The sequence below is a fragment of the Halosimplex pelagicum genome (assembly GCF_013415905.1).
GTDB classification, from domain to species: domain Archaea; phylum Halobacteriota; class Halobacteria; order Halobacteriales; family Haloarculaceae; genus Halosimplex; species Halosimplex pelagicum.
This window is the reverse complement of sequence record NZ_CP058909.1, coordinates 2,611,891-2,628,360: the sequence shown is the minus strand read 5'-3', so window position 1 is coordinate 2,628,360 and position 16,470 is coordinate 2,611,891. Positions and strand designations below refer to the sequence as shown.

General features: G+C 67.4%; 23 protein-coding genes. 21 read left to right on the top strand and 2 right to left on the bottom strand.

Annotated features, from left to right (window positions below; translation table 11 throughout):
• Positions 1-10 precede the first annotated feature (10 nt).
• From HZS54_RS13120 to HZS54_RS13110, 3 genes are all read left to right on the top strand, one after another.
• Entirely contained in the window at positions 11-499 is a 489-nt protein-coding gene (locus HZS54_RS13120) for a YccF domain-containing protein (RefSeq protein ID WP_179923015.1), read from the top strand.
• Positions 500-590: 91 nt separating this feature from the next.
• The gene (locus tag HZS54_RS13115) at positions 591-1,607 is read left to right on the top strand and encodes a Cdc6/Cdc18 family protein (RefSeq protein WP_179917592.1); all 1,017 of its coding nucleotides are present in this window, start codon (positions 591-593) and stop codon (positions 1,605-1,607) included.
• 632 nt (positions 1,608-2,239) lie between these two features.
• A complete protein-coding gene (locus HZS54_RS13110; RefSeq protein ID WP_179917591.1) occupies positions 2,240-2,485 on the top strand; it encodes a hypothetical protein in 246 nt (81 codons plus the stop codon).
• 5 nt (positions 2,486-2,490) lie between these two features.
• Here HZS54_RS13110 and HZS54_RS13105 read toward each other — a convergent pair whose 3' ends face one another.
• Complete coding sequence (locus HZS54_RS13105; RefSeq protein ID WP_179923014.1) at positions 2,491-2,736, bottom strand: PhiH1 repressor; 246 nt, start codon at positions 2,734-2,736, stop codon at positions 2,491-2,493.
• A gap of 300 nt (positions 2,737-3,036) precedes the next feature.
• On the opposite strand from HZS54_RS13105, the gene HZS54_RS26580 reads away from it, so the two are divergent.
• The 13 genes from HZS54_RS26580 to HZS54_RS13040 all read left to right on the top strand — a co-directional run bounded on the left by HZS54_RS26580 (position 3,037) and on the right by HZS54_RS13040 (position 9,788).
• Positions 3,037-3,543 (top strand): ArsR/SmtB family transcription factor, encoded by a 507-nt coding sequence (locus tag HZS54_RS26580; protein WP_179917590.1) that lies wholly within the window; start codon positions 3,037-3,039, stop codon positions 3,541-3,543.
• Entirely contained in the window at positions 3,543-3,947 is a 405-nt protein-coding gene (locus HZS54_RS13095) for a DUF7344 domain-containing protein (RefSeq protein WP_179917589.1), read from the top strand. Before HZS54_RS26580 ends, HZS54_RS13095 begins: the two co-directional genes overlap by 1 nt.
• Positions 3,944-4,471 (top strand): hypothetical protein, encoded by a 528-nt coding sequence (locus tag HZS54_RS13090; RefSeq protein ID WP_179917588.1) that lies wholly within the window; start codon positions 3,944-3,946, stop codon positions 4,469-4,471. Before HZS54_RS13095 ends, HZS54_RS13090 begins: the two co-directional genes overlap by 4 nt.
• Positions 4,468-4,923 (top strand): hypothetical protein, encoded by a 456-nt coding sequence (locus tag HZS54_RS13085; protein ID WP_179917587.1) that lies wholly within the window; start codon positions 4,468-4,470, stop codon positions 4,921-4,923. The genes HZS54_RS13090 and HZS54_RS13085 overlap by 4 nt, the downstream gene beginning before the upstream one ends.
• Positions 4,920-5,711, top strand: coding sequence for a zinc finger domain-containing protein (locus HZS54_RS13080; protein ID WP_179917586.1), 792 nt, complete (start codon positions 4,920-4,922; stop codon positions 5,709-5,711). Before HZS54_RS13085 ends, HZS54_RS13080 begins: the two co-directional genes overlap by 4 nt.
• Positions 5,704-5,955, top strand: coding sequence for a hypothetical protein (locus HZS54_RS13075; RefSeq protein ID WP_179917585.1), 252 nt, complete (start codon positions 5,704-5,706; stop codon positions 5,953-5,955). Before HZS54_RS13080 ends, HZS54_RS13075 begins: the two co-directional genes overlap by 8 nt.
• 2 nt (positions 5,956-5,957) lie before the next feature.
• On the top strand, positions 5,958-6,533 hold the full coding sequence (locus HZS54_RS13070) for a hypothetical protein (RefSeq protein WP_179917584.1): 576 nt from the start codon (positions 5,958-5,960) through the stop codon (positions 6,531-6,533).
• The gene (locus HZS54_RS13065; RefSeq protein WP_218927070.1) at positions 6,526-7,167 is read left to right on the top strand and encodes an HNH endonuclease; all 642 of its coding nucleotides are present in this window, start codon (positions 6,526-6,528) and stop codon (positions 7,165-7,167) included. Before HZS54_RS13070 ends, HZS54_RS13065 begins: the two co-directional genes overlap by 8 nt.
• Entirely contained in the window at positions 7,167-8,534 is a 1,368-nt protein-coding gene (locus HZS54_RS13060) for a hypothetical protein (RefSeq protein WP_179917583.1), read from the top strand. Before HZS54_RS13065 ends, HZS54_RS13060 begins: the two co-directional genes overlap by 1 nt.
• A complete protein-coding gene (locus HZS54_RS13055; RefSeq protein ID WP_179917582.1) occupies positions 8,527-9,003 on the top strand; it encodes a hypothetical protein in 477 nt (158 codons plus the stop codon). The genes HZS54_RS13060 and HZS54_RS13055 overlap by 8 nt, the downstream gene beginning before the upstream one ends.
• Positions 9,004-9,065: 62 nt before the next feature.
• Complete coding sequence (locus HZS54_RS13050; protein WP_179917581.1) at positions 9,066-9,284, top strand: hypothetical protein; 219 nt, start codon at positions 9,066-9,068, stop codon at positions 9,282-9,284.
• Positions 9,277-9,585, top strand: a complete 309-nt coding sequence (locus HZS54_RS13045) for a hypothetical protein (protein WP_179917580.1) — start codon at positions 9,277-9,279, stop codon at positions 9,583-9,585. The genes HZS54_RS13050 and HZS54_RS13045 overlap by 8 nt, the downstream gene beginning before the upstream one ends.
• Positions 9,582-9,788 (top strand): hypothetical protein, encoded by a 207-nt coding sequence (locus HZS54_RS13040; RefSeq protein ID WP_179917579.1) that lies wholly within the window; start codon positions 9,582-9,584, stop codon positions 9,786-9,788. Before HZS54_RS13045 ends, HZS54_RS13040 begins: the two co-directional genes overlap by 4 nt.
• Here the strand turns inward: HZS54_RS13040 and HZS54_RS13035 are convergent.
• On the bottom strand, positions 9,710-11,020 hold the full coding sequence (locus tag HZS54_RS13035) for a site-specific integrase (RefSeq protein WP_179917578.1): 1,311 nt from the start codon (positions 11,018-11,020) through the stop codon (positions 9,710-9,712). The two genes, HZS54_RS13040 and HZS54_RS13035, sit on opposite strands and share 79 nt — an antisense overlap.
• 170 nt (positions 11,021-11,190) lie before the next feature.
• Between HZS54_RS13035 and HZS54_RS13030 the strand changes: the two genes are divergently transcribed.
• The 5 genes from HZS54_RS13030 (at position 11,191) to HZS54_RS13010 (ending at position 16,434) form a co-directional block, all read left to right on the top strand.
• Positions 11,191-11,409: a hypothetical protein gene (locus HZS54_RS13030; protein WP_179917577.1), complete on the top strand. Its 219-nt coding sequence runs from the start codon at positions 11,191-11,193 to the stop codon at positions 11,407-11,409.
• On the top strand, positions 11,406-11,765 hold the full coding sequence (locus HZS54_RS13025) for a hypothetical protein (protein WP_179917576.1): 360 nt from the start codon (positions 11,406-11,408) through the stop codon (positions 11,763-11,765). The genes HZS54_RS13030 and HZS54_RS13025 overlap by 4 nt, the downstream gene beginning before the upstream one ends.
• Entirely contained in the window at positions 11,762-15,541 is a 3,780-nt protein-coding gene (locus HZS54_RS13020; RefSeq protein ID WP_179917575.1) for a bifunctional DNA primase/polymerase, read from the top strand. The genes HZS54_RS13025 and HZS54_RS13020 overlap by 4 nt, the downstream gene beginning before the upstream one ends.
• Positions 15,538-15,789 (top strand): helix-turn-helix domain-containing protein, encoded by a 252-nt coding sequence (locus HZS54_RS13015; RefSeq protein WP_179917574.1) that lies wholly within the window; start codon positions 15,538-15,540, stop codon positions 15,787-15,789. Before HZS54_RS13020 ends, HZS54_RS13015 begins: the two co-directional genes overlap by 4 nt.
• 99 nt (positions 15,790-15,888) lie before the next feature.
• A complete protein-coding gene (locus HZS54_RS13010; protein WP_179917573.1) occupies positions 15,889-16,434 on the top strand; it encodes a hypothetical protein in 546 nt (181 codons plus the stop codon).
• The last annotated feature ends 36 nt before the right edge of the window (positions 16,435-16,470 follow it).

The following is a 16,470-nucleotide window of genomic DNA, read 5'->3' as shown; positions in this document are numbered from 1 at the left end:
CCGCGCCGAGATGTGTCCGGATTGTGGAACGCGGTTCGAGTCCGCAGCTGATGCCCAGGCGGCGGACGGTGGTACGACCGTCGTCGAGACCGCAACCGAGCAGAACTCCCTACTCGTCCGCGCAGTCTGGTTTTTCTGTGTCGGATGGTGGGCGTCGGGGATCTGGCTGACGATCGCCTGGGTGTGCAACCTGACGATCATCGGGCTGCCGCTCGGGCTCAAGATGATCAACAAGGTGCCGATGGTCATCTCGCTGAAAAAGCGGACCGACACGCAGGTCGTCACGACCACAGCCGAGGGGACCAGCGTCGAGCGGACCGGGCCTGACCAGTACTCGATTCCGGTTCGCGCAGTCTACTTCGTGCTCGTCGGCTGGTGGGCATCTGCGCTCTGGATGGCCGCCGCTTGGGTGGTGTCGCTTACGATCGTCGGGCTCCCGGTAGCCGTCATGATGTACAACAAACTGCCGTTCGTCACGTCGCTGTACAAGTTGAGGTGAGGATGGCACCCTGATCGGGATAAGGCGTGCACCGGATCCATCGGATCCGCCCCCGTCGATTATATTACCCACCGTCGGACATATCACGGGCATGTTGGTCCAGCCGGAGGTCCTCGACGAGGACGAGACGCCCAAGCACGAGCTGGTCGTCCATCGCGAGCACGAACTCCGCCGGCTGCGCGGCGCCGTCGACCGCGGATCGAGCGGTCTCGCGTACCTGTTCGGACCGCCCGGGACCGGGAAGACGATGTGCGCCCAGCTGGTCGCCGACCAACTCTCGCCGCCGGGGCACTCCCGGTCGCGGTCGGTCTACGTCAACTGCTGGCGCGACTACGAGCGCCACGACGTGCTCTACGCCGTCGCCGACGAACTCTACGAAGGGACCGTCCATCGCCACTCGACGGGCCGCGCCGCGCTGCTGGAGCGCATCGACCGCCTCGACGACACCGAGCGGTGGGTCATCCTCGACGAGGCCGACCAGCTGCGCGACAAGCGGGTCGTCTACGATCTGTGGGAGAGCGAGTTGAACCTCGTCGTCATCGGGAACTCCGAGACGGACTTTTTCGACGGGATGGATCAGCGGCTTCGAAGCCGACTCGCGGTCGGCCGCCACATCGAGTGTCCCGCCTACTCGGCGGCGGAGATCTCGGCCATCCTCCAGGCCCGCGCGGCGGCGGCCTTCCAGGACGCGTCGGTCGTCAGCGACGGGCAACTCGACTACGTCGCCGAGCGCGTCGACGGCGACGCGCGCAAGGGCATCCGGGCGCTCCGGGAGGCCGCCGACCTCGCCGAGGAGGCCCACCCCGAGCGGGGCCGGCTCGTGATTACCGAGGAGGACATTCGCGAGGCCGTACCGGCGGCGCGGGAGGCCATCCAACGCAAGGCCTTCGACCAGCTGCACGACCACCAGCAGGTGCTATTCGAGATTCTGCGGGACGAAGGGGCGCTGGCGCCTGGGGAGTTGTACGAGCGGTACTCCGACGTCGTCGACGAGCCGCGCGCGAAGCGGACCGTCCGATCGTACCTCTCGAAGATGGAACACTACAACTACGTCGAGTCGGCCGGAGAGAACCAGTCCCGGACGTGGGACGCGGTCGCGTTCGAGTAACACTGGTGTCCGCTACGCTTTTGCCCTCCCATCCCAACAGGTTGGTTGGCGTGAAGATCTCCGGAGGTCGCTTCGCGGCCGCCGAGTCGTGCAGCCGAAAGTGAAGGCGACTCAAGATGACGAACGACTCTGCCACTATCATCGCCTGTGGCACAGTCTTAGTCCTAGGGGGGCATCCACTGGGCCAGGGACTAATTCTCCTTGGGCTGGGGATGTCGCTCAACCGGGACTAAAACTACCGGTGGCTCTCCACCGGTTCCATTCATCCGCGGAAAGTGAAGGCGACCCAAGATGACTTTGCTACCGGTGGGTCAACCGGCTACTCAAGATGACGTGAACGCACCACTATCGCAGAGCAGCCGTCTCGCTGACCTGCAGGGAGTGCGTTTCTTTCATACGTCGATCACGAGGGTCACAGCTCTGGTAGGCTGCGGCCATCTGGGTGTAATATGCCACTCGTCATAAATTAGTTGGATTCTTGCAACAGTTCAACTTGCACAACTATCAACCGATTTGGAACATCCGCTCCGGATCCGCCCGAATCGTCAGACGTGAGCCGGACGGGGCAGCATCGGATCCATCGGATCCACCCCCATCAGACCTTTTCAACCCCCTTTCGTACGCAAGTGTGTATGCCAGACACGATGACCATGCACGACTACAGCGGGACCGAGGTCGAAGTCGAGAAGCTCGACGACGCCGGCGCCGGCGGGGCTCGACTGGACGTGGAGCATCCCGATGGCCGGCGCTGGCGGTTAGAAGTGAGCCGCAGCGGCGAGCCCGAGGTCGTGACCAGCTGGCGGGACGGCGAGCTGTGTGATGTGGACGTTCCGGAGTGGCTGGAGGATAATCTCAAGCGAGCCGCAGGGCCGGCGTAGCGATGTCAGTCACCGGTCGGGTCGGGGAGCGTGCTGGCGTCAAGTTCCTCGTCGAGGAACGCCTCGCCCTCGTCGGTAAGCCGGTACAAACCACGCCCGATCTTCTCGACGAGCCCCGCCGTCGTCATCATCGACAGCCGATCACGGGCGTAGTTGGCGACTGTCACGTCGAAGGTATCATCAAGCGCCTGCGGAGTCATGTTGCCCTCGTCACGCATCGTTTCGAGGATGGCCTCGTCGGCCTGGGTCATCCACTCCGCTCGCTGTCTCGGCACGTCCGCCGGTGCGACTGTGTAACTCATAGGCGTATCGGTGTCTTGGCATTGTCTGTGCAGTTACTTGTAATCTTACCCCTATTCACAGTTGTAGGAATCTACTTTACAGTTGGTGGGGGCTACTTCACTTCCACGGCTGTAGAATCCACAGTAACACTTACATAACGGGCGAGATAATAGAGTGATTGACCTGCCCTTTCGGGCCAGAAGGTCCGACGTGCTGGAGACACGCCGGGGCGGGTCAGCGGTCACCTCATTACGAGGTATCGAAGACCCATGCGACAGAAAGAGCACACGGCCCTTAAGAATAGGGCCCATGATCCCAGTTTAGCCGACCGTGCAGACGGTCGTGATAGTTCGGACTCGCCGACGGAGGCCACGCAGAAAACTTCGGCAGGGGTTGGGGCTCCTGCAGAAGCACAGTCGGCCGCCAAACCTCATGAGGGTAGCGGCCAGACGGCCACCGACGCACCCCAGATACTTGCCGACGGCGGGCAGACCACCGTCGACAACCTGAGCTACTGCATCTCCTCCCGATACCGGATGGCCGTCCTCGACGCGCTCGAAGACGGCGCCGCGACGCCGTCGACGATCGCCGAGGAACAGGGCGTCGGCATGGCCCACGTCTCGCGGGCACTTCAGCGACTCCGCGAGCGCGAGCTCGTCGAGCTCATCGTCCCCGACGACCGCAAGAAAGGGCGCCTGTACGAGCTGGCCGACGATGGTGCAGACCTGCTGGACCAGTACGGTGACGAGCTCGACCGCAACCGGGGTGGGGACTGATGTTCGGGCTCGACCTGTTCGGTGCCGACGCCGACGAGACCGACGACCCTGAGCCCGAGGCCGACCCCGTGACGGCGGACGTGCCCCCCGGCGACCTGTTCGAGGCGCTCCGCAGCGACCGCCGGCGGCTCGCTATCCGCTGGGTTAACCAGCTCGACGCGGTCGACATGGTTGACCTGGCCGAGACGGTCGCTTGCGAGGAGTACGACTGCACGATCGCCAACCTGACCGACCAGCAGCGCAAGCGCGTGTACGTCTCGCTGTACCAGACGCACGTGCCAAAGCTCGACCAGCTGGACATCGTCGACATCGGCGACGACCAGGAGGTCCATGCGACGCCGGCGACCGAGGCCGCGATGGAACTGCTCGCGACCGGCGTCGAGGTCACGGGAGGCAACCGATGACGACCGACGCCGACGACGGACAGCCCGCCCACGATCTCGACGCCCTGGCCGACGCCATCGAGCGCGTCCTCCTCGAAGACGAGTACGACTACCAGCTGACCGCGGGTCCCTACGAGGTCCACGAGCGCAGGATCTCGCGCAGCGGGGCGACCATCCGCCAGGTCGTCGTCGACTACGACGGTGCCCAGTCCTGGCTGGTCCTCCCCGAGGAGTTCGCCGAGGTCGTCGTCGACGTCATCCAGGACCGCGACGGTGACGGGCCGGTCGCGATGACCGACAGTGGACAGACCATTTCGGAGCCGTCCTCGCGGGAACAAGTCCGGGATCGCATGGAGAAACAGTCGTTCATCAAATCCATCGAGCCGTGCGGTCCAGGTCTACGATTTACCTATCAGGGCCCTGGTGACCTCACGTTCACCAACCTGATTGAGACTCAGCGCTGGTACCTTGCGAACTTCAACCAAGACGCGGAGAGGGGTGTCATCATGCCGGTTCCCGAACGCGACGAGGGGGGCGACCGATGACGGTCAACCCCGACCGCGTCCAGGAGGACATCGACTGGGATCTCGACCGCCTGCCGCTGCCCATCGGCGAGCGCGCCAGCGAGGCCGCCATCGCCGTCCTCGAAGACGCCAAGCCCGACGAGCGGCCGACCGTCCGGCGGGTCCTCGCGGAGGTCAACGGCGAGGCACCGCCGCGGACCGCCGACGCGAACGACTACCTGCGCGCGGCCAAGCACGCCGACGGCGAGCTCGCCGTCGTGACGTGGACCAACATCGGTGCGACGGCCATCCGCTGGGACTCCGACGCCGACCGGTACGTGGTCGCCGGCTACTCCGAGCTCGACAAGAAGCAGGGCAAGGACCCGACGTTCGTCGAGCACTCCTCGCGGCGCCAGGTGACGGACATCCTCGGGAACGCCCCGATGGTCGCGACGCCCGCAGAGACCGACCTGCTGCCGGAGGGCGACCGATGACGGTCCACCGAGCCACCTGTGGCGACTGCCACGACACCTACACCGACCCGGACCTCGGGAAGGTCGCCGAGTGGGCCGAGGACCACGAGCAGAAGGAGATGCACGACGTGGACATCGAGCGCGCCGTCGCGACCGACGGCGGCGAGGATCTCCCGAAGCCGATCAAGTGGTCGTACCATGCGGTCGTCCACGGCGCCGCCGTCGACGCCGACTGCCTCGCGCTCACCGGGGCGGGCAAGCCCTGCTCGAACAACGCCTACCTGAGCAACGACGACCCCGTCTGCAACATCCACGCGAGCACGAGCGACCCGGAGATCGTCGACGACGCCCACCAGTGGGCCCGCATCACCGACGACGACGCGACGATCACCGTGTGCGTCAACTGCGAGCTCGTCGTCGACGGGCGCGAGCCCGCGGTCGGCGTCGCCTGTCCCGAGTGCGACGCCGGCGTCGGCGACCGCTGTCGCGACGAGGAGAACATGTACTCGGCGAACATCCCGCCGCATCCGCAGCGCCGGCGCCGCGCCTACGAGACGCTCAGGTGGTTCACGCCCTGCGAGGACAACCCCGCCGGCGCCACGCCGGTCGCGACCGACGGCGGCCACAGCCCGACCGCAGCGGGCGCCGGCGCGCAGGGCCCCCAGGACGGGGCGTTCGCGACCGACGAGGCCCCGCACAAATGCGACATCTGTCTGCGCGTGTTCGACGAGCTTGCCGACCTGGACGACCACGACTGCCGGCCGCTGGCGGAGCTGGTCGACGCCGACGGAGGTGAGTCGGATGTCTGAGGAGAACGTTCGCGACCACGTCAAGGAGGCCATCGACAGCTACCTCGACGAGAGCGAGGGGGCAACGCGGCCGGTCGCGGGCGACGCCGGGCCGGTGTGCATCGACGCCGTCGACGAGGTCATCATGTGCCCGCGGGACGATGTCGAAGTCCGCCGGACCGACGCCGGGACCGCCGCGGCCGTCCGCAGCGACGCGGCGATCGTGACCGACGTGGCCGTCCTCGACGTGACGGAGGTGCGGTGACGATGGCGTCCACCACCGACCGACGCGAGGACTACCTCGTCACCGTGGACAGTGATGGTCACGAGGGCGAGTGGCTCCAGATGGTCGCGTGTCCGATCCCCCACTGCGGTGCGACCCGGGGCGAGGACTACTACAAGTATGCGGCTCATCTGCGTACCGAGCACGGGCCCGAGGATCTCGGGCTGTCGCCCGGGCGGCGCGTCGCCACCGACGGCGGTACTGTCGAGGACGATACTGAGTGCGACGGGATGCTCGGCTTCTTCGATGAGCGAGGGAAGTGGATCACCGTCTCGGAGGTCGAGCAGGAGCTGGGCGACGAGTTGGACCATCCGGTTCGGGAGTCTCTGGAGGGGCTCGCGGATATCGATTTCCTCAACGTCCGCCGGAACGACGATGGGGAGATCGTCACGGCCCAACTCTCCGAGTTCGCGGCCGACCTGTACGAACTCCCCGAGGACGCCGACGTTGGCAGATATGTCGGCGTCTTCCAAGAGCACGGCAAAGAGATCCCTGAGGACCTGAAAGACGAGTACTGGGAGAAATTTCACGAGAACGTTCGGGGTGGTCGCGATGCCTGAGGACGATGTCGACCCCGAGAAGGTTTGGGAGATGACCGACCGGAGCAACCTCCGGAAGTCGATGGACACGCTGTTCCCGCAGGAGCGTCGTGACCGCTGCCGTGTCTGCAAGGAGCCGGTCGTCGACGGCCGCTGGAACTACTGTTCCAAGCGATGCAAGCGCATCGCCCGCGCGGTTCAGAAGATGTTCGTCTGGGACGTGATCCGCGAGCAGATTCTGGAGCGAGACGACTACACCTGCCAGATGTGCGGCCTCTCGAAAGAACGGTGGAGAGAAGCCTACTGGCGGGCTCGGGACCTGATCGACGAAAAGAACCCGTACGACGCTCAGGACGAGTACGACGGTTACTCGGAGACTCGGGACAACCTCCGCGAGATCTACGGCGTCGAGTCGGTGAACGGTGGCTTCCACGTCGACCACATCACGCCTGTCTCCGAGGGCGGTCACCCGTTCGACGAGAGCAACCTTCAGACGCTGTGCAAGTTCTGCCACCGCGAGAAGACCGCTGAGGAGAACAGCGGCGAGCGTCGGCCGGCCGACGAGCTGACGCTCGACGATTATCTCGCGGCCGACGGTGGCGAAACCAGCGGTAACGAGAGCACGGATACTGAACGCCAGGGAGGTGACGCCTGATGTCCTCGCTCGACGAGGGCATGATGACGGCCGCCGACGTGGTCGCCCTTCTGGAGGACCACGGCGTCGACGTGGAGGACGCCCGCGAGGTCGTGACGACCCTCGACGGCGACCACGTCCGCGCGAGGCTCTCGATCACCGCGCCGGTCGGCGCCGATATCGCCGACGCCGACGACGAAACCGAGGCCGACGACGGGCCGGCGACCGACGAGGACGTGGCCGAGTCCGTCGACGATCTCCAGACCGACCCCGGCGAGGAGTTCCTCAGCAACGTCGAGGACGCGAGCGACCTCGACGACGGCGACGCCGACACCGACTCGGGCGGGCGCGACGAGGAGGTCCTCCCGGAGTTCGAGGACCTCGTCGACGACGAGCCGGACGAGCCCGACGACGGCGAGGAGAACGCTGACGAGGCCGATGCCAACGACGAACCCGCACCGGAAACGGGGGGGTCCGATGGCGACGACGGAGACGGAGCGACCAACGAACTCGGATGGGTCACGGTCAAGTCCTACGGGATCACGCTCAACGGCGACGTCGCCGACCACTTCGACACGGACCGCGTGACGGTCGTCGACCGGCCCCACGGCGCCGACCTGGTCCCCGGGACCGACGCGGAGGGGCCGGACTACGCCGTCGGCCGTAGCCAGGTCCAGTTGGGTGACCCCGGCCGGCGCGAGATCGGCGTCGACGTGGAGGACCGGATCCGGGCGATCCCCGACGGCGACTCCGTCCGCCTGGAGCCCGTCGACGGCGCCGGCGACGAGGACCCGGACTCGGACGGTACCGAAGACGACGAGGACGGGCTGTGGTGCGGCGTCTGCGGCGAGGGCGGCTTCGCGACCGCCGGCGAGGTTGAGGACCACCACGACGGCGCGGGCCACGCCGGCGACCCCATCGCGAGCGCGGCCAACCCTGCCGAGGGCGACCTCGTCCCAGCTGACGACGACCATCGCGTCGGCGATCCCGTCGACGAGCTCGAGGACGGCCTGTGGTGCGGCGTCTGCGGCGAGGGTCCGTTCGACAAGGACGGACTCAACGGCCACAACACCGCCGACGGCCACCCCGACGAGCCGGTCGCTCTCGACCACGAGCCCGAGCAGCGGGAGCTGGTCGGCCCCGACACCGACGATATCGACGCCGACGCGGAGGTCGCCAAGCGCCTCCCCGACGACGTAACCGTCGACGACGTCCACGCCGCGCTCGACGAGCGAGGTAAGAACTGCTACCTCGGCGCCGTCGCCGAGGACCTCGGGATGGAGGAGGATCCGCTGCGGACCGTCCTGTTCCACATCAGCCGGTACGCCTGGGTCATCGACGCGAGCGGGCCGAAAACGCACTCGCGAGGTGTTCAGGGCGATGACTGAGACGGTCGACCTCTCCTGTCCACGGGGGTGCTTCGACCTCGAAGTCACCGGGTCCCACGACCTTCGCGATGACCGGGAGTTCATCGAGGATGTCGCGCTCGCCGACGACACCGAGTGCCCGTACTGTGGGGGTAACATCCGGGCGCTCCAGGAACTCGACGGTTCGCGGTGTGTCTTCTGTAACGTCCCGGTCGCCGGGGATGAACAGCACATCCGCACGGACATCCTGGGAACGATGGGGTATCGTCACATCTGCAAGGGCCACCGCGAGCACCCGAACGCAATCGTCTGCAACGACGAGAACCCCACCGGGTATCGGTTCTGTGACCGGTGCGAGCGGCTCGTCGCCAGCGTTCACCAGAGTGGCCGCTGTACCGGCTGCGAGACGTTCCTCCGCGAGGGGAGTGTTCCGGACCATTACTCTGCAGAGGCAGCAGCGAAAATCGTCGAGGCGGGTGATGACCGATGATTGACCGTCTTCGTGACGCCTACCGGAGCTGGAGAGTCCGGCGCCGGCGACACAAGCTGGTCATGGCCTACGCGAAGGTCGGTCGGTACCGCCACGACTTGGGGCCGGGGTTCTCCCCGCTGCTGTACGCCTACGACCAGCTCACCAGCGAGGGACTCATGATCGTGATCGAGACCGACGGCGGGAAGGAGCTCGTGTGGCGGTGGCCCGAGGGCACGACCGACATCCAGGGGGATGGACCGATTCGCGAGACGGTTCGGACGGTGATGGGCGATGATTGAGCCCATCGTCGACCCGGCGCCGTACTACGACGTCGAGTGGCTCGACTGCATCCGCTGCGGGGGTAACGGAGAGCACGTCGAGTGCATCGACGATCTGTGTCACGCGCAGGGACACTGTATGCACGGGGACAACCTGTGCGCCCTCTGCGAGGGCGTCGGGCTGATCTCCGAGGAGCTGGCCGAGCGGTGGCGCCGTCGCGACGCCTTCGAGGCCGTGACGGCGCCGGACGCTGACCTGCGGGCCCGAGGGACGCTGCAGGCCGCTGCTCGCGAACGCCGACAGGAGGCCGATACTGCATGAGCCAGACCGAACAGAGAGTCCGCGAGTTCGTGCCGGGCGAGACGGATATCGACCAGTGGATCCGCGACCACCGCGACCTCATCGAGCGCGAGGCCAACAGCGACGCCCCGGACGCCTGGGTCTTTCAGTCGTTCCTCGACTCGATCGACGAGGACGATGACGACGAGTCGACCGGGTCCGACGAGGGAGGGGATTCGGCGTGACCCAGGCGGCTCGGGTCCACGTCGAGGATGCCGACGCCCTGCGTGCGGAGGGAGACACGCTGGCCGGCGCGGACGGTTTCGATACCCGACATCATGGACTGGCGACCGGCCTGCTGGCGCTCGCGCGCCTCTTTCGTGACCGCCTCGCCGCAGTTCGGACACCAGCGGGCGGACGGGGAGACGGGCTCACGGCAGTTCCCGCAGCGCTTCCGTTCCCGCGAGAGGCTCTCGTCGTCGTCGACGAGCCCGGCGCCGGCGAAGATCTCCTCGTTCATCTGCTCGGCCGTGACGTGGACGTACCGCTGCCACATGTCCGTGTCGAGCGACCACTGGACGCGGTGCTGGATCTCCTGTTTATCGTACCCTTCGCGCCACATCCGGGTGACCGCCGAGTGCCTGAAGTTGTGGGGGTTGACAGGTTTGTCGACCTCCGCGCGGTCGGCGAGCGTCGTCAGGATGCTTTTGAAGCGCGACGGCGAGAGCGCCCCGTCCTCCTCGGCGACGGGGCCGCACTCGTCGAAGGTGTGGAACAGCGCCGCCTCGGGCTCGTCGGGCCTGGGATGGGAGTGGTTCAGGTACACCCGCAGCGACGCCTTCGCGTCGATGATGGGGTAGGGCTGGATGGTTGCGCCCTTCAGACCGATCGCGTTGCGGTTCGGCGTGTAGGTCGCCCGCTCGCCTTCGAGGTCGACGTCCTTGACCCGGAGCGACCCGGCGAGGGTGAGCCGGGCGCCGGTGTCGGCGAGGAACTCGACGAGCGCCTGGTTGCGCGGCCGCCGCGCGGCCTCGACGAGGTCGCCGACGTCGTCCTGCGAGAGCATGTCCGCCTCGTCGACGGTGTGTTCCTGGTCGTCGGGCTTGTCGGGGTCGAAGTCCTTGACCCAGTCCTCGCCGCGGTCGGTCGCCCAGGTCGACAGCGCGGCCTGGTAGTTGTAGACGGTGGCGTCGCTGGGCTGGCCGCCGCGGCCGATGGAGTCGTCGCGACGGACGCGAAAGAACAGCTCCTGGACGTCGTCGAGGTCGAGCTCGACGAGCGGAACGTCGGACCACTCGGCGAGGCGACGGAGCCGGTTGGCGTACTGGCCGAGCGAGGAGACGGCGAGGTCGCCGTCACGGGCGCGGAGCCACGAGCGGATGGCGTCGTGGTCGTCGGGGTGGATGTCCGCCTCGGACAGGCGCTGGAGGGCGTTGTCGTAGCGCCGGCGGAACCCACTGAAGTCGTCGGTCGGCATGAGCGGTCAAAGAGAGTCCTCTTTCATAAAGCAATGGTGCGAAAAACCCCCGCATTCTACTCGAAATTCGGTGTCAAATCGAAACACGAGCAGAACGCGGCAGAGAACGTTTCGAGTGATGTACGGCCGATAAATCAAACTTCGGTATACGGATCCGGAGGTGCAGCGGTATGAGCGGGCGTTCCTACGACGGTCCCGCTCTCGACGGGAGCTATCAACCCATCTCCGAGGCGCCGTACTGGCAGGGCGACGGCGAGACCGTCGACGTCGTCGACGACGAGCCGACCGGCGAGGAGACCACGGAGAACGTCCCGATCCCCGACGGCGGGGCGCAGCGGCCGGATGTCGATGGACAATCGACGTGGAGTGACTGGGAGGGGTCGGCGTGACCTCGCCCGATGTCGACGTCGACGAGCTCGGCACCGTCGTCCGTGTCGTCGCGTGCCCCGACTGCGGTAAGGACCTCCGCCTGGAGGCCCGCGAAGGCCTCCACGAGTACTACGTCGCCATCTGCCCCGACGAGTGTTTCGGCGCAGCGCTGCGGGTCGGTGGGAAGCTCGACATCGACAGCGAGGCCGCGACCCGAAGCCCGGCGGGCTGGTGCGTCCAGTGCCAGGAGCAGATCGTCGACGACGAGGACGCCGTCGAGGTCACCCACGCCGGCGAGGACCACATCGTCCACGAGGGCGAGTGTCTTGAGGCGCATCGGCGTCAGCAGGACCGCCTGGGGGGTGCATCGGCGTGAGCGACGAGGTCCCGCTGGAGAAGCGCGTCGCTCGCGAACTCAAACGCCACCCGGACGCCAGCCCCGTCCAGCTCGCTGGCGCACTTGAGGCAGACCCCGCGGAAGTCGCGGACATCCTCGACGAGAACCTTCCCGATCAGGTAGAGGATTTAAGTAAAGATACCGGGGACCGTGTGAGGGGGTCCGGAACGCGGTCGCAGCCAGACTCGGATGACGGGTCCAGGTGGGACACCAGCGGTGATCACGAGAACCCCATCGATGTCTCCGACGTAACCGACGAGGAGCGGGCTGGGATGCTCCGCGAGTACCTGGAGGCCTACGTCGACGAGTTCGGACAGGTCCCGCGGCTGATGCCCCTCGACGAGGAGGGCAAGGGCCCGATCATCCAGGGGAAGTGTCGCCTGGATAGCCCCGAGGGTCGTTCGTACCTCGTCGACGGCGAGGAGGCCATCCGTCAGATCCGTGAGGAAGGCGCCCGCGGGTTCGCCTTGTACGCCGGGAAGTGGGACCACGGCACCGACGATGTCGTCTTCGTCGACCACGACGAGGAGGAGTTTGCGGCGCCGACCGCCGAGCCCACGCTCACCGTGACCTCCGGGTCGGGCCGGGCGGACGGCCACGAGACCTATCGGAACGCCGGCGACGTTCAGAACGCCCGCGTCGGCGACAACCTCGGGGAGATCCGTGCCGAGAACTGGTACGTCGTCGCTCCCGGGTCGGTCCACCCGACCGGCGGCATCTACCACGTTCGCGACAAGCGCGATATCGCGACGCTCGCCGACGAGGACCTCGACGATTCGATGCGGCCGGCGAGTGGTCGCCACGATCGCGACGAAAGCGAGTCGCCCGTCCAGGACCTCGACGGCGAAGGGGATCGCCCGGACGACGACACCGTCGACGAACGCCTGGAGCGTGCGTTCGCGAACAGCCACGACGGCGAGCGGATCCAGAAGGTCTGGAACGGTCGCTACCGAGCGGCCGGCTTCGACGACCGGTCCGCTGCGGAGTTCTGGCTGGCGAACCGTCTGGACTCGTGGGTCGCCCGCGGCGACCGGACGGTCGTCCGTCGGCTGATGAACCGGGCGAACCTGCAGAAGTGGCCCGAGCGCCCGGACGACAGCTACCGGGGGTCCGTGCTCTCGGAGGTTGGCTACCAGGACTGGTACTACGACCCCGATCACTACGAGAGCGAAGGCGACACGGCCGGCGGCGGTGCGCCCGGGCCCGAGACCTGCGAGCCGCCGGCGGTCGACTTCGAGGAGTTCGACCGCGAGGAGCGGTGGGAGGACCTGCAGGGCGAGCGCTACGACACGTTCGTCGACGCCCACGGCCCGACCATCTGGGGCGACCACGCCGGCGCCGGGAAGACCACCAACGCCGGCCGCGCGGCCGCCGCTCGCGACCGCGAGTTCGTCGCGCTATTCGATAAGCACCAGAAGGCCCGCGAGTTCGTCCTCGACGACGCCACGCCCGCGGTCGACTTCCACCTCAAGGGCGGCGCCCAGAAGCTCCACGACACCTGCATGGACGCCGACCACGCCGACGAGCAGTGCCCCGATCACCCCGAGGGGTCCTGCCCCCACATGTGCCCCATCTACGACCTCGCGAAGGACGAGGACGACCGCCAGCGCTACGAGGCGGTCGTCCAGGAGCTCGGGCCCGTCCAGGCGCACATGATCCTCGACCTCCCCGATCACGACGCCGACGGCAGCTGCGAGTGGCTCGACCAGTTCGACGAGCTCGAGAGCGCCGACCGCGTCGTCGGCGTCCACGAGTACCAGCTGCTCAAGACCGTTCGCGATGGCCGGGACGTCATCGTCGACGAGAGCCCGAGCGCGCTGAAGACCGAGCGGACCGTCGACATCGAGGGCATCGCCCGCACGGCGACCGCGCTGGAGGCGATCGCCGACCTGCAGGGGACGCCCGACACGCTGGAGGAGTTCGCCCGGTTCGCCCGGGACGCCATGGACGCGCTCGCCGGCGACGAGACGGCCGACAGTCTCGCGGACCTCACGCCACCCGACGTCGAGAGCGACACCTACTTCCAGCCGGTCGACCCCGAGGACCTCCCCGACGATGTCGACGCCGCCGACGTCGAGCAGCGGACCATCCGCGAGGACGTCGGGATGCCCGGCGAGGGCTACCGCACCCGTGAGGAGTTCGTCGTCGAGCGGTCGCGAACGGCGGAGACGTTCGCTCAGGCGAAGCTCTCGTACAACGAGACCATCGTCTCCCGGATGCGTCGCGACGAGTGGGACGGTGCCCCGCTGTGCTTCGACGCGCTGCTGGCCGCCGCGGCCGAGGCCGGCGCCGATCCCGGCGCCGCCCGACAGGCCATCGCCGTCCCGACGCTCCTGGAGTCCTGCCCGTGGTGCGGTGAGGACCTCGTCGACGACAACGGCGCCCGCGTCTGCTCCGACGAGGAGTGCGACTGGCACGAGGAGCACCAGCACCTCACCCAGCAGGGCGGCGAGCAGGCCCGGGCCATCGCCCGTCTCGACACCGACGATGGCTCGCCCGCCGGGCTGGACTACTACGCGCTCCCGCTCGCGAGCGACCTGCCCGAGAGCCCGCTCGTCCTCGACGCGACCGCGACGCCGGCGAAGGTCGCCGCGCTGTACGACGTCCCCCAGGACCGGGTCGTCGTCGACGGCGACGAGCTCCTGGAGAGCAACATGCACGTCACGCAGGTCCTCGACGGCCAGTACCACGCCGGGACCATCCGGCGCGCGCTCGACGAGGACCGCAAGCTTGCCGAGCGCATCCAGCGGACTATCGAGACGGTCGGTGACCTCCACCAACAGCCGCTGTTCATCGGGCCGAAGGCGCTGCTGGAGCGCTTCGACTTCCCCGACAACGGCGAGACGCTGTACTACCACGCTGCCCGTGGGCTGAACCGGGCGGAGTGCGACGCCGTCGTCTGCATCGGCGCCCCGCACCCCGCCGTCGACGATCTCCAGCGGGACGCGGAGCTGTTCGGCCAGGGCAACCACGACGTGCGCGTCGGCGGTGAGGAGTACTCGACGCGCCGGGAGACGGCGCCGCCGGTCTACCGCAAGCTCCTCTACGAGGACGACGCCGGCGACGGCCGCGCCATCGCGACGAAGGACTTCTCGGGGCTCGTCGGCGACCTCTGGCGGGAGACCCGGGAGAAGGAACTCGTCCAGGCCGTCCATCGGATCCGCCCGCTGCTCGCGGACACGACCAAGCACGCCTACCTCCTGACGAACGTCCCGACGGAGATCCCCGTCGACGAGCTCGCCACGTTCGAGGAACTCGCCGACCCCCTCGAAGCGATGCTCCCCGTCCCCGAGGGCGCGGTCGACCTCCTGGAGACAGTTCACGACGCCGTCGCCGGCGCCGGGCCGGATGGCTTCCGCGCCGGGCAGCTCGTCGAGCGTCGCGACGACGGGACGGTCGCCAACAAGGTCGACGGCTACCACCGGCTCGCCCAACTCGACGGGCTGGATGTCACTCGGCGGACGGTGTACGACTGGGTCCACGCCCTGGAGGACGTCGGGCTACTCCAGCCCGAGCGGTACGAACAGCACGCTGGGGTGTCCTACGCGGTCGATCCTGCTACTTTGAAATCGGCGTTATCAGTACTATCCAGTAACGGCGGTTTCAAAGTAGCAGCAACGCGGCGCTTACGTGCGCTACTGCAGGATCCCGGCTCAGGCCTCGACTGGTTGGCCTGGGCGAGGGACGTCTTCGATCTCCACGGCGACGCCGAATCGGGGGTGGTACCCTCCGGCGGGGGTGGCTCGGGGGCGTGACCGGCACTGAGTCGGGACGGTTTGACGACCTCCCGCCCAGTGCCAAGTACGTCTATGAACTCGTCAAGCGGGACGGTCCGCTCACCCGCCAGGAGCTCCTGCAGAAACTCCCGGAGCCGACGGTCGACCGGGCCCTCGATCACCTCCAAAATGAGGACTTTATCGACAAGACCCGCGAATCCGAGGACCTCAGGAAGGTAGTCATCACTACGAGGGCTATGCGGACGTATAACCCCTCCCGGGACTGATATAATGGCGACGAGACCGTACCAGACTATTCAGGTATGCCCGCCGCCCTGGAGGAGGCGATGAAGGGGACCGGCGACCAGCCGTGATTCTCCCCGACGATGAAAGGTCAACACAAGTTCTCACCGAGGAGCGGCGTCGAACTCTCCGACGAACGCGAGTACCCGGGGACGATCCCGCTGCGGGAGGCACTCGACGGCTCGGGTGAGCTCACCAACGGCGAGCTCGTCTCCCGGGAGGCGACCGCGCTCCAGGCCCGGTTCAAGGAGTGCCACCAGCGCCATCGCGACGCCGATCCCGAGCTCTACCTCGACGCCTGGAACGCCATCCAGGCGCTCCGAAGCGACCCGGACACCCCGACGCCGTGGGACTGCTGGCTCTGGTACTGCCTGGCCGAGCACCTCCATCGCGAGGGATACGACACCGAGTGGATGCTCGCGCACGTCGAGGCGCGGTGTCCCCGCTGCTCGTCCCGACTCCAGTACGAGGCCTCGGCAACCGGGTTCGATGTCGCCCGCTGCGCGACCAAGTGCGGCGCCGACTCGCCGCAGCGGACCTACGAGATCATGGACGAGCTGCTCGACCTCTACACTCGGGCGTTCGTCGACGACGAGGACGACGCGATCGAGCGCTTCGAGCTGTTCTGAGCGATCCCCGATGACGCCTGTCCTGGGTAGGGGCAG

Excerpts from the sequence above, each read along its gene's own strand:
- HZS54_RS13120 (WP_179923015.1), top strand. The coding sequence starts at position 11 with ATGTGTCCGGATTGTGGAACGCGGTTCGAGTCCGCAGCTGATGCCCAG.
- HZS54_RS13075 (WP_179917585.1), top strand. The coding sequence starts at position 5,704 with ATGTCTGAGGAGAACGTTCGCGACCACGTCAAGGAGGCCATCGACAGC.
- HZS54_RS13085 (WP_179917587.1), top strand. The coding sequence starts at position 4,468 with ATGACGGTCAACCCCGACCGCGTCCAGGAGGACATCGACTGGGATCTC.
- HZS54_RS13040 (WP_179917579.1), top strand. The coding sequence starts at position 9,582 with ATGAGCCAGACCGAACAGAGAGTCCGCGAGTTCGTGCCGGGCGAGACG.
- HZS54_RS13045 (WP_179917580.1), top strand. The coding sequence starts at position 9,277 with ATGATTGAGCCCATCGTCGACCCGGCGCCGTACTACGACGTCGAGTGG.
- HZS54_RS26580 (WP_179917590.1), top strand. The coding sequence starts at position 3,037 with ATGCGACAGAAAGAGCACACGGCCCTTAAGAATAGGGCCCATGATCCC.
- HZS54_RS13065 (WP_218927070.1), top strand. The coding sequence starts at position 6,526 with ATGCCTGAGGACGATGTCGACCCCGAGAAGGTTTGGGAGATGACCGAC.
- HZS54_RS13055 (WP_179917582.1), top strand. The coding sequence starts at position 8,527 with ATGACTGAGACGGTCGACCTCTCCTGTCCACGGGGGTGCTTCGACCTC.
- HZS54_RS13030 (WP_179917577.1), top strand. The coding sequence starts at position 11,191 with ATGAGCGGGCGTTCCTACGACGGTCCCGCTCTCGACGGGAGCTATCAA.
- HZS54_RS13115 (WP_179917592.1), top strand. The coding sequence starts at position 591 with ATGTTGGTCCAGCCGGAGGTCCTCGACGAGGACGAGACGCCCAAGCAC.
- HZS54_RS13070 (WP_179917584.1), top strand. The coding sequence starts at position 5,958 with ATGGCGTCCACCACCGACCGACGCGAGGACTACCTCGTCACCGTGGAC.
- HZS54_RS13060 (WP_179917583.1), top strand. The coding sequence starts at position 7,167 with ATGTCCTCGCTCGACGAGGGCATGATGACGGCCGCCGACGTGGTCGCC.
- HZS54_RS13105 (WP_179923014.1), bottom strand. The coding sequence starts at position 2,736 with ATGACCCAGGCCGACGAGGCCATCCTCGAAACGATGCGTGACGAGGGC.
- HZS54_RS13110 (WP_179917591.1), top strand. The coding sequence starts at position 2,240 with ATGCCAGACACGATGACCATGCACGACTACAGCGGGACCGAGGTCGAA.
- HZS54_RS13095 (WP_179917589.1), top strand. The coding sequence starts at position 3,543 with ATGTTCGGGCTCGACCTGTTCGGTGCCGACGCCGACGAGACCGACGAC.
- HZS54_RS13010 (WP_179917573.1), top strand. The coding sequence starts at position 15,889 with ATGAAAGGTCAACACAAGTTCTCACCGAGGAGCGGCGTCGAACTCTCC.
- HZS54_RS13050 (WP_179917581.1), top strand. The coding sequence starts at position 9,066 with ATGGCCTACGCGAAGGTCGGTCGGTACCGCCACGACTTGGGGCCGGGG.
- HZS54_RS13090 (WP_179917588.1), top strand. The coding sequence starts at position 3,944 with ATGACGACCGACGCCGACGACGGACAGCCCGCCCACGATCTCGACGCC.
- HZS54_RS13035 (WP_179917578.1), bottom strand. The coding sequence starts at position 11,020 with ATGCCGACCGACGACTTCAGTGGGTTCCGCCGGCGCTACGACAACGCC.
- HZS54_RS13080 (WP_179917586.1), top strand. The coding sequence starts at position 4,920 with ATGACGGTCCACCGAGCCACCTGTGGCGACTGCCACGACACCTACACC.